General features: G+C 39.0%; 17 protein-coding genes and 1 tRNA gene. 11 read left to right on the top strand and 7 right to left on the bottom strand.

Annotated elements, in window-relative coordinates:
* Window positions 1-636 (top strand): electron transfer flavoprotein subunit alpha/FixB family protein (locus AMDU4_RS12515; RefSeq protein WP_021788308.1); only part of this gene is annotated, 636 nt, incomplete at its 5' end.
* 165 nt (window positions 637-801) lie between these two features.
* On the opposite strand, the gene AMDU4_RS12520 is transcribed toward AMDU4_RS12515, so the two are convergent.
* The 4 genes from AMDU4_RS12520 to AMDU4_RS12535 form a co-directional block, all read right to left on the bottom strand.
* On the bottom strand, window positions 802-1,119 hold the full coding sequence (locus AMDU4_RS12520) for a hypothetical protein (RefSeq protein ID WP_021788309.1): 318 nt from the start codon (window positions 1,117-1,119) through the stop codon (window positions 802-804).
* A gap of 90 nt (window positions 1,120-1,209) precedes the next feature.
* A complete protein-coding gene (locus AMDU4_RS12525) occupies window positions 1,210-1,557 on the bottom strand; it encodes a DsrE family protein (RefSeq protein WP_021788310.1) in 348 nt (115 codons plus the stop codon).
* A 48-nt stretch (window positions 1,558-1,605) separates the two neighbouring features.
* The gene (locus tag AMDU4_RS12530) at window positions 1,606-2,319 is read right to left on the bottom strand and encodes a DUF92 domain-containing protein (RefSeq protein ID WP_021787569.1); all 714 of its coding nucleotides are present in this window, start codon (window positions 2,317-2,319) and stop codon (window positions 1,606-1,608) included.
* Window position 2,320: 1 nt separating this feature from the next.
* A complete protein-coding gene (locus AMDU4_RS12535) occupies window positions 2,321-2,545 on the bottom strand; it encodes a hypothetical protein (RefSeq protein WP_290704718.1) in 225 nt (74 codons plus the stop codon).
* A 214-nt stretch (window positions 2,546-2,759) separates the two neighbouring features.
* Here AMDU4_RS12535 and AMDU4_RS12540 point away from each other — a divergent pair, with 214 nt between their 5' ends.
* The 4 genes from AMDU4_RS12540 (at window position 2,760) to AMDU4_RS12555 (ending at window position 7,112) form a co-directional block, all read left to right on the top strand.
* Window positions 2,760-3,434, top strand: a complete 675-nt coding sequence (locus AMDU4_RS12540; protein WP_021788311.1) for an HAD family phosphatase — start codon at window positions 2,760-2,762, stop codon at window positions 3,432-3,434.
* A 117-nt stretch (window positions 3,435-3,551) separates the two neighbouring features.
* Window positions 3,552-4,256 carry an MBL fold metallo-hydrolase gene (locus tag AMDU4_RS12545; protein WP_021788312.1) on the top strand — a complete coding sequence of 235 codons (705 nt, stop codon included), beginning with the start codon at window positions 3,552-3,554 and terminating at the stop codon, window positions 4,254-4,256.
* Window positions 4,253-5,317 (top strand): ATP-NAD kinase family protein, encoded by a 1,065-nt coding sequence (locus AMDU4_RS12550; protein WP_021788313.1) that lies wholly within the window; start codon window positions 4,253-4,255, stop codon window positions 5,315-5,317. The genes AMDU4_RS12545 and AMDU4_RS12550 overlap by 4 nt, the downstream gene beginning before the upstream one ends.
* 64 nt (window positions 5,318-5,381) lie before the next feature.
* Window positions 5,382-7,112 carry a DUF2070 family protein gene (locus tag AMDU4_RS12555; protein ID WP_021788314.1) on the top strand — a complete coding sequence of 577 codons (1,731 nt, stop codon included), beginning with the start codon at window positions 5,382-5,384 and terminating at the stop codon, window positions 7,110-7,112.
* Here the strand turns inward: AMDU4_RS12555 and aroC are convergent.
* Complete coding sequence (gene aroC, locus AMDU4_RS12560) at window positions 7,107-8,177, bottom strand: chorismate synthase (protein WP_021788315.1); 1,071 nt, start codon at window positions 8,175-8,177, stop codon at window positions 7,107-7,109. The two genes, AMDU4_RS12555 and aroC, sit on opposite strands and share 6 nt — an antisense overlap.
* Window positions 8,178-8,238: 61 nt before the next feature.
* On the opposite strand from aroC, the gene AMDU4_RS12565 reads away from it, so the two are divergent.
* Window positions 8,239-8,311 (top strand) — tRNA-Gln (locus AMDU4_RS12565).
* Window positions 8,312-8,364: 53 nt separating this feature from the next.
* Complete coding sequence (locus tag AMDU4_RS12570) at window positions 8,365-8,832, top strand: DUF1940 domain-containing protein (protein WP_021788316.1); 468 nt, start codon at window positions 8,365-8,367, stop codon at window positions 8,830-8,832.
* On the opposite strand, the gene AMDU4_RS12575 is transcribed toward AMDU4_RS12570, so the two are convergent.
* On the bottom strand, window positions 8,827-9,669 hold the full coding sequence (locus tag AMDU4_RS12575; protein ID WP_021788317.1) for an NAD(P)H-binding protein: 843 nt from the start codon (window positions 9,667-9,669) through the stop codon (window positions 8,827-8,829). The genes AMDU4_RS12570 and AMDU4_RS12575 overlap by 6 nt on opposite strands.
* Before the next feature lie 99 nt (window positions 9,670-9,768).
* On the opposite strand from AMDU4_RS12575, the gene AMDU4_RS12580 reads away from it, so the two are divergent.
* The 4 genes from AMDU4_RS12580 to argF all read left to right on the top strand — a co-directional run bounded on the left by AMDU4_RS12580 (window position 9,769) and on the right by argF (window position 14,990).
* A complete protein-coding gene (locus AMDU4_RS12580) occupies window positions 9,769-11,322 on the top strand; it encodes an FAD-dependent thymidylate synthase (protein WP_290705356.1) in 1,554 nt (517 codons plus the stop codon).
* 79 nt (window positions 11,323-11,401) lie between these two features.
* Window positions 11,402-13,036, top strand: a complete 1,635-nt coding sequence (gene thsA, locus AMDU4_RS12585; RefSeq protein ID WP_021788319.1) for a thermosome subunit alpha — start codon at window positions 11,402-11,404, stop codon at window positions 13,034-13,036.
* Between the two features lie 59 nt (window positions 13,037-13,095).
* Window positions 13,096-14,061, top strand: a complete 966-nt coding sequence (locus tag AMDU4_RS12590; RefSeq protein ID WP_021788320.1) for an NAD(P)/FAD-dependent oxidoreductase — start codon at window positions 13,096-13,098, stop codon at window positions 14,059-14,061.
* Window positions 14,062-14,084: 23 nt separating this feature from the next.
* Window positions 14,085-14,990 carry an ornithine carbamoyltransferase gene (gene argF / locus AMDU4_RS12595; protein ID WP_021788321.1) on the top strand — a complete coding sequence of 302 codons (906 nt, stop codon included), beginning with the start codon at window positions 14,085-14,087 and terminating at the stop codon, window positions 14,988-14,990.
* 9 nt (window positions 14,991-14,999) lie between these two features.
* Here argF and AMDU4_RS12600 read toward each other — a convergent pair.
* Window positions 15,000-15,368 (bottom strand): hypothetical protein (locus AMDU4_RS12600; RefSeq protein ID WP_290705359.1); only part of this gene is annotated, 369 nt, incomplete at its 5' end.

Consider the following 15,368-nt stretch of genomic DNA (forward strand, 5'->3'; position numbering starts at 1 on the left):
GCAGGCATACTATCATTCAAGCTTAAGATGAAATGCATGCCCGAAATATTTTATTTTGAGAATAAGGATAAAAATATTACTAAAAGATTCTTTCATGGGGGCAAAACTGTAGTTGAGGAGGAAAGCAACCTCAGAATGTTTACCGTGTCCCCGGGAATCTGCGATGCTGAGAAGGCAGATAAAAACTCAGAGGTCAGGAATGTAAGCCTGGAAAAGAGCCTTTATAAAATAATAAACGTAAAAAGCAAGGAGACCGCAGGAACAGACATAAGAAATGCAAAGGTTATAGTTTCCATTGGAAGAGGACTGGGAAGCCAGGAAAACATAGAAAAGGTAATGCCGCTTGTGGAGGCACTTCATGCAGAAATTTCCGGTTCGAGACCTGTCTGCCTTGATTATAAATGGCTTAGTGAGGACAAACAGGTCGGGCTTTCAGGAAAGAAAGTAAGGCCAGATTTCTACATAGCTTTGGGGATATCGGGTCAGATACAGCATATTGCGGGAATAAGGGGTTCAAAGACAATAATAGCCATAAATAAGGACAAAAGCGCCCCCATATTCGAAGAATGCGATTATGGAATTGTTGGAGATCTTTTTACTGTTGTACCAGAACTTGTTGCAAAACTCAAAAAATAATTTAAATTTTTAACTTTGCGGGCTGGTATTACTCTCTGGCAATGTAGTGTATGGAAACGAGCTCAGGGGTTATGGTTAGCCACATAATAGTGATTCGCAGGAGAATAGAAAAATAGGGGATGATTTCTCACACAATATATGAACAGATATGTCACCAAATAAAAACTATTTCTTTGTGATCATTTTTAAAAAAAATGGGACTTTTAAAAGGGTGTCCGGACTATCAACCAGAAGGTGTTCTATGGGTTTTTTATAAGGGTCAAAACGGTCTACGTGAACCTCATAATGATCAAGAAATTCCACAATATGTATGCCCAATGTTGACCCATCAATGCTTCCCCTGTAGTCCCTTATTTGTCCTCTAATTTTGCCAACTGATATTTTGAAAAGTCCTGTTTTCATTGGATTATCCATATTTTTGGGCACATAAATTTTTCCATCTGCCAGGGCTATGGCACATAAGGTATTCCATGAATCAAACATAGATAGATAAAACATAAACCTATATTAAATATAAGGCATCAGGCCACGGAAATTAGAGGGCGTATATTTGATTCCAAAAGGAAATAAAATTTAGAAAGTAATAACTGAAAAACCCTCGTCTATCATTTTAGCCGTCTGGACGCCTCCCATGACCGGTGGTATTCCCTCCAGCATCTGTTCTTCGCTTAGGCCCAGGCCCTTAGCAGAAACCTTGCAATATGTAATACCTATTCCAACAGATTTCATGTTGTTCACAAGATCTACTATTGGCTTTATTCCATTGGAGTCTTTTAAAAGATTTTCTACTCCTCTTCCAAGAAACATAAAATTTACTGTGGCTCCAGCATTTTTAACAGAGTTGTATGAAAAATTAGCAGCAACATTTGCCATGTTCAGGTCATCCTTTCCCTTTGTTAGTATTACGAACATTTTTGCCATAATCTATAATATAATGACTGTTAATAAACATAACTGCGATGTCTATCCTCATATATATATGGCAAAGGCAAGCGCCACAGCCAGAAGTGTAGATAAAGCATTTACCTGGCCTTTGGACATTTTTCCCCTGTTTTCAAACATAGCCCCCAGAAGGCTGTCTACCTGGCATCCTATAAATCCAAGTACTGTTATCAACATGAGCAGAACTATGTTAAAATTATGAAAATCCAGTATAACATATGATAGTCCTATTATAAATGAACCAAGAAGTGCTGTACCCTCACCTAAAAGTGAAATGCCTCCATTTACCCCTGGTGTTGTTCTTTTGAATCCTGTAATCATATAAACATTCCTGTCAAACACCCCTATTTCTGAGGCGAAAGTATCCGCGTTGACAGAGGCAAATGAAACGCTGAATATGAGAAAATAGGGAAATCCGCCTATATGTGCAGCATGCATTACAGCTATTCCTATTCCTATCACTGCCGCGTAGACCACATTAGAGGCATGCCTCTCACCGTTTTCCCCTTCCTGCAACATTCTTCTAGTCTTTTCCCTGATTCTAAATTTTGTTACCATCTGGGCTGTTATGGCAAATATCAGCATGAGAATCAGCCAGTAAAGGGAGCCAAGAATCAGGATAAGAACACCAACAATAAGGGCAGCTATAGTTCCTTTCATATCAAATATCCTTAATTTAATTGACAGGATGAAAAGTATCGCTAAAATAGCAATAGAAGCTGTTATGTAATAGATATCCATCTTACACCCCCTGGGAGACCCCTTGCGAAAACGTGGGGAGGAATTGTGTAGCAAATCTCAATCCCCTGACGTATTTTACCAGTTTGACCTTCTCAGTGTTTATATTCAACTTCGTTTCTACTCCTTTTATAATGCTTGATTTTCTATGTGGAGCATTCCCAGCCGTGTATGTATTTCTCCGGTCTAGTTTCTGCTTTTCTTTCATGTTTTCAAGCCCCAACGTCATGGAAATTCCTCTTTGCATTATCTAAAAGAAAATGCATTGACCCCATCAGACATTAGATGTCATATAGTGTAAACATATAAATTGTTTATCCTGAATTCACTATTTGAGAAAATTATCCGGAGGGACATGCAATATAAATAAGTAATTCAATAAACATATATATTTACTAAAAATATATAGTAAATGCTTAATATACATTGTGAATATATATGCAATGATAGAAATTGAAGAGCTAAAAAATAGTATAAATAAAAACCAGAATATAGATTATCTGGAAAATATAAAATTAATGGTATTCGATATGGATGGCGTTTTGCTGAAAAATAGAAATTCATGGGATGTAATAATACACAGGTCAATGAACAAAAGGTACTCTGGGCCGGGGATGAAATATACATTTGATTATGTATACAGAAACGGAGTGCCTGAACACCTCTATGAAAACCTTACTGAAACCAAAATCAGGACATATTTAAATCTTAATGATGTATCCTCCAATGTACTCAGAACTATTGAATATCTGAAAGACAGAAAAATCAAGACTGCAATAGTGTCTGCAGGTTCAAAGGTCTTTGCCGGATATCTTGCCGATCTTATAGGAATAGATTATCATATAGGGAATGAAGTGGATTCAAAAAACCATCGCTTTATCAAAAATGTGGACCCAGTAAAGAAAGATCTGAATGTTACGGAAATACAGGCTAAATATGGCATATCTCCAGGTGAAACAGTAAGTGTCGGGGATTCATATATGGATTTGTCTATGAGAAGGAAATCAAGGTATTTCGTGGCATTTAACCCTGCAACATCACGACTCATAGAGGCCTCTGATTTTATTGTGAATTCCACCAATTTATATGAAATAATAGAACAAATGACAGGCCAGTGACATACTCCGCCGGCTAAGGCAGGAAGCTTCCCCTTTCAACGACCTTATTTGCCCTTGCGGGTATTGATCCGATCTCCGCGGGCTTAAATTTTTAATAGTCATATCACATAGCTATACATGAAAGTACAGGTTATCGGCACATGGAGTGCAAAACTTGATCAAAGGAGGAGGAATACCTCATTTCTCCTTGATGATAGTATCCTGCTGGACTGTGGGCCTCATACAGTTGAATATCTAATAAACTCGGGAATAGACCTTAGCAACATTAAAACAGTCCTTGTTACGCATCTGCATCTGGACCATTTCGGTGGAATTCCGGAATTTATATGGCAGAGGGCATTACAGGGAATAATAAATCCTGTAAATATAATAGGAACTGAAAAAATAGAAGCCAGTACCATGTCAGTACTGGAGTATTTCAATACGCCAGATTATATGCTTCAGGGCGTCAAATTTAATATACCAGACTCCCGTGTCAATGCAGTTCCCGGAATTCACTCTATTGAGGATTATACATACAGAATCGAAGTTTCTGGGAAAACAATATTCTATTCGGGTGATACTTCCTATTCGGAAGCCGTTATAGAGAACGGAGCGAATTCTGATCTTTTCATACACGAAGCGACTTATCCCGATACCAGGGCTTATGAGGCACAAAAATATGGGCATTCAACAGTTTCTGATGCATTCAGGGCATTTGAATCCAGTAATTCAAAAACGTTTATTCCAACACATATGTCTATTGATTCAATGGATCAGGCAATATCCAGGAAAACCAGTAATATAATAATTCCCACAGAGGGAAAAGAGTACGACATATGAAAATAAAAAGAGCAGCATTTTTTGTCAATCCGCTTGCAGGCTATGGGGGGATAAGAAATAACAAAGGGTCTGACAATCTTCACCTGAAAAGCATTGATGAATCGGTATCCATAAAGCGGGCAATAGAATTCCTTGAGGGTATAAAATGCAGAAATATTGAGTTTGTTGTCCCCGATGGCCCCATGGGGTCTACTGAAATGGATAAGGCCAGCCTGAAATATACTATTTCATATTACCCCGAGAATCCAACAACATCAATGGATACCATAAATTTTGCCAGATCTGCCATAGAAGCAGATATAATATGTTTTGTAGGTGGAGACGGAACGGCAAGGGATATACTTTTGTCCGGTGTAAACCGTCCAGTACTGGGTATTCCAGCCGGCGTAAAAATGTATAGCTCTGTGTTTTCTATGAATATAAGACATGCCATAGATGTGTTCGATGATGCCTGCAGTGAAGGAATAAATTTTATGGATGCCGAGGTTGCTGATATAAACGAGGAAGAATACAGGCAGGGAATCCTGGATATTAAGAGATTCGGCACACTGAAAGTCCCCGATTCCAGGGGTATGATCATTTCCTCAAAGGCTGAATATCCAGCCTCCTCTGCATTTGACATAGCTGAATACATAATAGACCATATGAATGAAGGCTTTTATTATATTATAGGCCCAGGTACAACATGCAAGGCCATAACTGCATCCCTTGGATTCCACACAAATATGCTGGGGTTTGACATTATCAGGGATAAAAAACTAATAATAATGGATGCCGGAGAAGATGAAATATACAAATATGTGGATTCAGGGCATATAAAAATAATAATTTCGGTTATAGGCGGCCAGGGATTCCTTCTTGGGCGGGGTAATCAGCAGCTTTCTAGAAGAATAATAAAAAAGGCAGGATTTGAAAACATATGTGTTATTTCATCTCCTGAAAAACTTTCCGGGATTAAGGGGCTTGCAACAGACATTGACGATGATGATATCCATATTCCAGAGTTCATCCGGGTACTCACAGGATATGCCCAGTTTAAAATAATGAGAATCAATTTTTGAAACATGTAAAAATTTCTCATTTTTCAGAAATCGGAATAATTTATATCTTATTGTTCAATTCCTGATGGTGCAGAAGGGAAAAACGCTTGCCGGCATTTCTAGGTATGTGAGGAAGTCACCAAAATGGTATTATTTCTTGCTTCCTGTAGTATTCATATTTCTGATAGACTACATAATACTGGGAAACTTTCCTGCCCTTTCCATCATATCCATCATGCCATTTATTTTACTGCTAATTATTGATTTTGGCACTATAAGATTCACAAACAAGAAATTTAACAATAATAGAATTATGTATCTAGATTTTGTATCCCTGTGTCTGGCTACACTGTTTTTCTGGATAGGTATCCTTTTGAATCCCATAATATCCATGCCCTATTATTACATTCTGGCTCTGGCCATAGCGTTCCCCGCATTTCTTAGATTCCTTGTTCTCTATATTTATTATCCTTCAAGCATGTTTACGGCACTGTTACTGTCAATGAACTACACATTTTCCTATATTATTATAGCGCTGGTCTTTTATAACATAAACCACATTGCAACAAGGTTTATCGTTCCACTCATTGCGGCAACGGTGATTTATGTAATGTTCTCCTATATGTTCCTGCTGTTCACAACAATAGGCTTTACAAAAAAATACAAATCCCGCCCATCCGAACTTATAGATTTCTTTCTTAACAGGGACAATGATGGGGCTATAGGAGAAAAATTCTTTAGCCATGTATATAATAAGAAGAAACAGATTCCTGTTGTCACAACAAACATAAAAAAAGGGAATGAAGGCCTTGTTACACTTGTATTTCCATATGTCCACCCAGGCCCCTTTGGAAACCTGTGCACAAGCAACCTGCCCATAAAGATCAGCTCTGAGTTGGGGATGGACAATATAATGGTATTCCATACTGCAACCACCAATAGTAATAACTGCAGTGGCAAGGACGATATTAAAAAAATTGCAGCATCAGTGAAACATTCTCTGGAAAAAATGAAATATTCTGACTTTGTTTCAGACTTTGTCAAGTTCCATGTTGACGGTTATGATGTTTCACTACAAAAATTTGGGAACTCAGGAATTTCCGCGGTTATCCCTTATCAAAAGTCATTTGACGATATTTCCCTATCTGCGGGATTGAAAGTTATGAAAGCCCTGATTAAAAACGGTGCAGAAAATTTTGCACTGCTCGACGCTCAGAACAGCTTTACCAGGGATGCGGATGAACTGGATAACTGTGACATGATAATAAATCCCCTTATAAAAGAATTCAAGTCTACAGATTCAAAATACCCTGCTTTCATAGGATATGCAAGAAGTTATGAAAAGATAGAGGGTCTTGCCTCAATGGGTATCCAGGCATTAGTCTTAAAAATAAACGATTATTATAATGCAATAGTACTGACAGATTCAAATAATATAAGCAGAGATATAATAAAAATGGCAAGGGCAGGATCCGACAAAAGGGTAAAGAATATGGATATATATACCACGGACAACCATGTTGTAAATGTGGGTGAACTGGACATCAACCCATTAGGTATGCACTGTGATCCGGGACCAGTCGCAGAGCTGATAAACAATACTGTTCTCAAGGCAATAGAAAATTCAGGCCCCGCAACCATAGGAACACATACTGAATACATAAACGTCACAATGGGGGAGGAAAATGCCTTCCATAACCTCATGGAAACAGTTCTGTTATCAATCAGAAAAGCCAAGTATTCAATAGCCTTTGTTCTGATTATATCAATGTTTATCTCTGTATTGTCCTTCCGCTACATAGTTTTCCATTTATAGGGCCTTACGGCTCATCATCAAATCCAGGATTACGAATGCTGTCAAGGTCTGTATCACCGGGACGGCCCTGAATGATATGAAGGGGTCATGCCTTCCGGTAACCTTAACTTCGGAGGGTTCCATGCTCTTTATATTAACTGTCTTCTGTGGCAGCCTGATGGATGATGTTGGCTTCATGGCTATATTAAAAGTTACTGGCATTCCGTTTGTAATGCCCCCAAGGATGCCCCCAGAGTTATTTGTTCTGGTAATAATTTTTCCATTCTCAATATAGAATTCATCGTTTGCCTCTGATCCCCTCATCCCACCAAGCATGAACCCAGAACCGAATTCAATTGCCTTCAGTCCCGGTATAGAAAACATGGCTTTTGAAATCTCGCTCTCCACAGAATTAAAAAATGGTTCACCCACTCCGGAAGGAACATTGTAAACCTCCGTGCTTATTATGCTTCCGAGGCTATCACCTTCTTTAATTATCCTTAATATTTTCTGGTACAGCAATTCATCATTTTCCCTATCCGGCATCCTGGTCTTAAAGCCATATACATAGTTTTCGTCCACAGGTACTTTTGATGCCATTGATATGCCTCCTGCAGATTTTATATATGTAACTATTTTTATATTGTATTTTTTAAGTATATGCATGGCAAGTGCACCGGCGGCAACAAGGGGCATTGTCATCCTGCCCGAAAAAAATCCGCCACCTTCATAGTTCCTGTATTCACCGTACTTGTAGAACATGGTCAAATCGGCATGGCCTGGCCTTGGGTTATCCCTCAATTCATCATAATGCCGGTCTATGTAATCCTTATTCTTGAAAATGAAAGTGAAGGGAGACCCGTCAGTGAACCCATTCCTGCATCCCCCTATTATTTCTATTGTATCATCCTCGTTTCTCTGGGTTGTTATGAGGCTCTGCCCCGGTTTTCTCCTGTCAAGCCATCTCTGTATGAATTCCAGGTCTATGTTTATTCCGGCAGGAATACCGTCCACAGTACCGCCTATGTAAGGACCGTGTGATGATCCGAATACTGTGAGTTTTATCTCATTGCCCAGTGAAAACATTAGGCTAGGATGTAATTATAATTTATTAATATTTTTATATGACATTGCAATAACTATCTACAGCTCCGTGGTGTAGTGGCCAAGCATTACTGGCTCTGGACCAGCAGACGGCAGTTCGAATCTGCCCGGAGCTATTGTAGTTTAAGTTTATTGAATAATTTAATTAAATATATTTGAATTCACCCCTATGGAAGATGATGTATCGGGCGAATATTGTGAATTGTTGGACAAAAACCTGCCACTTGACCATGAATTTTTTCTTTATGACTCACAGATAAAAATAGTACAATCATTTCTGGGCTTAGCCATATCGGAGGCAAGAAATGTTGAAAAAATACGGCAAATGCTCGATATACTGGATACTTTGAATCAAAATCTGTACGACAGTGAAACTGTCATTCCTGATCAGGAAAGAAAGGCTCTTAGAAGGGAAACAAAGGAATGGGTTGATATTGATCAGAAGATGGATGGCGGTGATAAATATACTGCATATCTCATCCTTGCAGCCGCAAATCTCCGCATAGCCCTTGCCTATCTAGGGTCATTGAGAAAATCCCCTGAATTTTCAGAACATATAACAGATTATGCACTTGAATACATGCAAAAATTAATAAATATGATAAATAACGAAGCCATCGGCAACGTCCTTTTATAATTTGGCCAGATCTACAGAATCAATATATTCATTGTATGTTATGGGCTCTTTCACATATCTGAACAGTGATGTGTTTTCCTTGTAATAATCCAGCTGGAGCATATAAAATTGTTCCCTTGTGAGCAAACCCCTCTTTTGCAATGATCCTATAAATGGTTTGAAGACAAATGATGACACTTCTCTTACAGGAGGCATGCCCAGTTTGGCACGTATAGTATTGAACATATCTGCAAATGTCACCTTCTCCTTTGTACATATATCTATTGTCCCAGACCTTTCCAGGGAATTTTTGATAACTGTGATAACATCATTGATATGTACTGGTGCCATATTGCCACTCCTGGGCAGATAGGGAACCTTTCCCTTTGCCACCTGAAGCAGCATCTTTGTAAACTTGTCCCCAGGCCCGAACATTGTGGATGGCCTTATTACCAGTGAATTTTTCAGGAGATTTGCATTGTCCTCCCCAAGCCTTTTGTACCTGAAATAATCGGTGCTTCCCTTATCCGCATTTATGGCTGAAAAATATATAAGCTTCTTGTTGCCCCTAACTTCCTGCATGGCCTGAACAACATTTTTTACCCCCTTAAGTGATAAATCCTCATGAGTTTCCTCGGTTTCAGTCAGCACATCTATGGCGTGGACAATAATATCATAGTCGCCAATGGCATTTTTTACATCTTCATATTGCCTTATATCCCCCTTTATATACTTTATCCCGAGCTTGTCAAGATCCTCTGAGTTATTTCTTGAAAAATAAGCCTTTTCTTCAGCATCCATCTGTTTCAGGATATTGCTTCCAACAAATCCGGATCCCCCTAGAACTATTAATTTCATGGTAGTGTATATGCTATGCATATAAAAATCTTATATTCATTTGTCGCAGATATGATAATATATCGTTATATTTTTATCCACAGAACTCATATGATTTTTATGGACGATTTTTCCAATAGAGACAGGGATGTTTTCCTCATAAAAACAGATATGATTGACAGGGGAGCTCTCATGTCCAGATACAGCAGAACTGCAAATCTGGATATAAGGGAGGTTTATGAAAAAGAATTTAAAAATAACCCTCTGAGGGCAAGCAATTTTTATAAAAGAATATTTCTTGATTACGGCGATGAATCCGTTGCTGAGCTTACTACAGCACAACTTGGAATACAGAATGTGTCAAATATAATATCAAAGGTAATAGAAGAGCCAAGAATAGGACTGTCCTATCTGGAAAAATCATCAAGGTATGTAAAATACAATAAAAAAATTGATGGGGACTATCTGTTCCTGCATGGAAAATATGCGGGCGTTGAAGGCATGGAAGATGATTATGACCGTTACTGTAATGACCTTTTTGATTTTTACTCCATGGCATATCCAGAAATGATGAGATATATGGGCGACACAAATCCCATGGAAGATTTTACATTTGAGATTGGTGGAAAAAATTACAGATACAGCGATTTGAAATCTGTTGATGATACAGTACTTGAAAAATCATATAAATCATCATTGAGGTCAGCGGTCCTTGACGAAATCAGGGCATTGCTTCCCGCATCCACATTGACCAATATGGGTATTTCTGGAAACGGGCGGGCATTTATATCACTTATAGAGCGGCTTAGGGGATACGGTACCCCTGAGGCATCAAAATTCGGGGAACTGATATATAAGGAACTGGAGCCAGAGCTCCCGGAACTTATAGACGATGCAGTGTCAGGACATGGGAAGAGCCAGATTGAATACAATATTGCCAGGGATTCCTTTGGAGAAGGACTTTATACAGATGCCGGAATAGCTGGAGACCTGAGGCTTATCAATTATATGGATGAGGGCAGGGCAATAGACATGGCCACCAGAATGTTGATCTATGGCAGTGCCGGGCCATATAAAGACATTAACATACCGGTTGAAAAGGAATATGGCATCCTGAAACAGCTTGCTGCCCTGAGAGGTAACCGCAGGCATAAGCTGGGCAGGGCATTTGAGGGGATAAATTACTCCTTTGAGGTGAATATGAACTACGGTGCATTCAGGGAATTCCAGCGCCACCGGTTTTTTTCCATAATAAGGAAACCACTGTCCACTAAATACGGCTATGACATTCCAGAAAATCTGGGAAAAATTCCTGAACTCAAGTCAGAATATGTTGAATTAATGGAGAGAGCAGGTACTCTGTATGGAAACTTAATGAAAAAATACGGTGAAAAAATTGCACAGTATGTTGTTCCTTATGCGTATAAATATCCCGTAGTTTTCAGTTCAAATCTCAATGAACTTGCATATTTTATTGAATTGAGGTCCAATCAGCAGGTTCATCCGGATCTCAGAAAGGTTGCACTTGACATTTACAGTGAAATTAGCAGGGTACATCCAAACCTTGCACCTCTTATAAAATTCGTTGATACAGGCGATTACAGGTTAGGCCGTCTCCCATCTGAGGTCAGGAAGGAAAGTAAGAGGAAGAGTTTATCCGATGAAAATGATTAAAATTATTTTCATGTTTTAATTTTAATATTTTAATTTTAGAAACATTTATATTGAAGAACATATTTATGAATCGATTGTTATGATGTCAGGTCAAACCCCAATATTAATATTAAAAGAAGGTACAGAAAGGCAACAGGGCAAAAATGCCCAGAAGAACAACATTGAAGCTGCAAAGGCAATTGCAGATGCAGTAAGGACAACCCTTGGTCCCAAGGGAATGGATAAGATGATGGTCGATTCAATAGGAGATATAATTATTTCAAATGACGGTGCAACCATACTCAAGGAGATGGATGTTGACCATCCAACTGCAAAAATGATAGTTGAGGCTTCAAAATCCCAGGACACAGCTGTGGGAGATGGAACTACAACAGTTGTTGTATTTGCAGGTGAACTTCTGAAGCAGGCTGAAGCCTTGCTGGATCAGGGAGTGCATTCCACAATTATAGCCGATGGATACCACCTCGCGGCAGAGGAATCAAGGAAACAGCTTATGGCTATGTCTGTAACCGCAAAGGACGATGCAATGCTCAAAAAAATAGCCATAACAGCACTTTCTGGGAAAAACACAGGAGTTGCACCTGAGTTTCTTGCGGATCTGGTTGTAAAGGCAATAAATTCAGTAAGTGAAACTGATGGAAACAAAATAATTGTTGACACAGCTAACATAAAAGTTGACAAAAAGAGTGGAGGAAGCGCTGCAGATACAAAATACATAAGCGGGCTAATAATAGATAAGGAAAAAGTCCATTCAAAGATGCCATCTGTGGTTAAAAATGCCAAAATCGCGCTTATAAATTCAGCACTTGAAATAAAGAAAACAGAAATAGATGCAAAGGTCCAGATAACAGATCCTTCGAAAATCCAGGAATTCCTTGACCAGGAAAGCGACACACTGAAGGAAATGGCAGATAAGATAAAAAAATCAGGAGCCAATGTTGTACTTTGCCAGAAGGGAATAGATGACACAGTCCAGTACTATCTTGCAAAATATGGAATATATGGTGTCAGAAGGGTAAAACAGAGCGATATGGAAAAACTTGCAAAGGCAACAGGCGCCAGGATGGTTACCGACCTTGAGGATATAAGCGAAGAAACTATGGGAAAAGCCGAAACAGTTGAAGAGAGAAAAATAGGCGATGACAGAATGACATTCGTCACCGGCTGCAAAAATCCCAAAGCAGTGGATATACTCATCAGAGGCGGAACCGAGCATGTTGTTGATGAAATAGAAAGAGCCCTTAATGATGCAATTAGAGTAGTGGCTATAACAATGGAAGACGGAAGATACCTTCCAGGAGGAGGCGCAACAGAGGCTGAACTGGCAATGAAGCTCAGATCATACTCAAACAGCGTGGGTGGAAGGGAACAGCTTTCCATAGAAGCCTTTGCAAAGGCACTGGAAATAATACCAAGAACCCTTGCAGAGAATGCTGGAATGGATCCAATAAACACACTCATATCACTGAAATCAGAGCACGAGAAGGGAAACAAAAACTTCGGTGTAGACATGGATGCCAACCAAATAAGCGACATGCTTAAGGCGGGTGTATTTGACACATTCCGTGTAAAGACCCACGCAATAGAGAGTGCTGTGGAAGTTGCCACCATGATACTGAGGATAGATGACGTAATAGCCAGCAAGAAATCATCAGCCCCACAGGGTGGAGCTGGTGGAATGGGCGGCATGCCAGGCGGCATGGGTGGCTATTAATTTTTTATTTCTTTTAAAAGTATATATATTCTTTTACAATGTTTTATCGGTGATTTATAATGATGCAATTTAACGTTAGTTCAACCGAAAGGAATTATGAAACAGATTACGATGTTATTATTATTGGTGCAGGTGCAGCAGGCTATTCTGCAGGTGTTTATATCAAGAGATCCGGAATGAGTGTTGCAATACTGGAAAGGGAATCTGTTCCTGGAGGTAACACTGCAGTGTCTCCTCTTGTGGAAAACTATCTCGGGTTCAATGCCATAGAAGGAGCAGACCTTGCAGAGGTATTTAGAAAGCATTATGCCCAGTATGGTAAAATTATTACTGAAATCGATGTACGTGATATAAAAAAGGATGGAGAAAAGTTTAAAATTATCACAAACAGATCAGAATTTACTGCCAGGGCCCTAATTGTAACAACGGGCACAACCCACAGAAAGATGAACGTCAAAGGAGAAGATGAATACTACGGAAAGGGTATATCCTACTGTTCAACATGTGACGGATACCTTTTCAAGGGCAAGGATGTTGCAGTAATAGGTGGGGGCAATTCGGGTGCCATATCGGCGCTGTACCTTAATGGAATTGCAAAAACCGTTTCTGTTATTGCCCACTCAAAGATTAAAAAATGTGAGGATGCATATATAAAGGCCATAGATGAAAAGAAAATCCCCTTTATATTAAATGCTGAAACAGAGGAATTTATAGGAGACGGAAAGAAACTCACCGGCATGAAATATAAGGACATTGTCACAGGCGAGGAAAAAACAGTGAATCTTGACGGGATTTTTGTATATATCGGGGTAATCCCGCAAACAGCCTTCCTTAAAAACATAGGTGTGGTACTTGACAGGCATGGATTCATAGTTGCAGATGAAAAGGGCAGGACAAACGTGCCCGGCATATACGCTGCAGGTGATGTGCTTTCAGGCAGTGAAGAGCAAATTGCAACTGCTGTTGGAGAAGGAAGCAAGGCTGCCATAACACTTTATACTGATATTATAAACAAAAAGTTTTAAATTTATTTTCTTTCTTTCCCTCTATGAAAAGGGATATACTTTCAGTTGCAGACATGGAAAATGATTTTGGCCAGATAATAGACACAGCCATAAAATTAAAGAAAGACAGGACAGTAAAATTCTCGGAGAAGAAATTACTGGGAATGATTTTTGAGAAACCAAGCACCAGGACCCGCATATCACTTGAGGCGGCAATGGAACAGCTTAACGGGCATACAATATATCTGAGTCCAGGTGAAATGCATCTTGGAGACGGTGAAACCATTGGAGACACTGCACGTGTTATGTCAAAATTTCTTGATATTATTTCATACAGGGCACACGATTACAGGAATGTGCGAGAACTGGCTAAATATGCCACTGTTCCTGTATTAAACGCACTGGACAACATGGAGCACCCACTTCAGATAGTTGCGGATTTTATGACAATAATGGAAAAAAAGCACAGATTCGAAAACCTTAAAATGGCATATATGGGGGATGGAAACAATGTGTCAAATTCCCTGCTTTTAGGTGCTGCCATAACTGGAATGGACATATCAGTTGCATGTCCGGAGCATCATGAGCCTGATAAGGATATACTCTACAGGGCAAGGGACATTGCACTTAAAACTGGGAGCAGGATTGAAATAGTAAAAGATCCCAGAACAGCTGTGGATTCAGCTGATATAATATATACCGATGTGTGGGTCTCCATGGGTGAAGAAAAGGTAAGGGCACAGAAAGAAAAACTCTTTGTGGGATATCAGGTAAATGATGAACTGGCTGATTTTGCGGATAAAAATTACATATTTATGCACTGCCTTCCAGCCAGGAGAGGGCTTGAAGTAACGGATGAAATAATAGATGGAATACACAGTGTGGTACTGGATGAAGCTGAAAACCGCCTTTACAGTGAGAAAGGAGTTATATACACCATTCTCTCCTGAATCTTTTATTTAAGTCAACGCATGGTTCATTTCCTTCCTGGATTTGAAAAACAGTATAAATATATGTGTTATCATAACAATAGACGATATCACTGCTATTATATAAACTGACATGGATAATATTATCAACAGATTAGGAAATGAATTAATGCTGAAGATTTTAAAGTAATAAATAATATAAGAACTCACCATAATAGTTCCATAAATCAGCGTAAGATATAGCAGCCATATATAATTTTCAATTATCATATCATAATCCTGTTTGATACTGTCAAGCTCATGCAACGGTTTATAAATGCCCTCTATTTCATTTTCTGCTTCTGGAATAATATCTTTAAACACATCAAGAATGTTATTTCCAGGATTCACCCTTAAGTT

The sequence above is a fragment of the Ferroplasma sp. Type II genome (assembly GCF_000496155.1).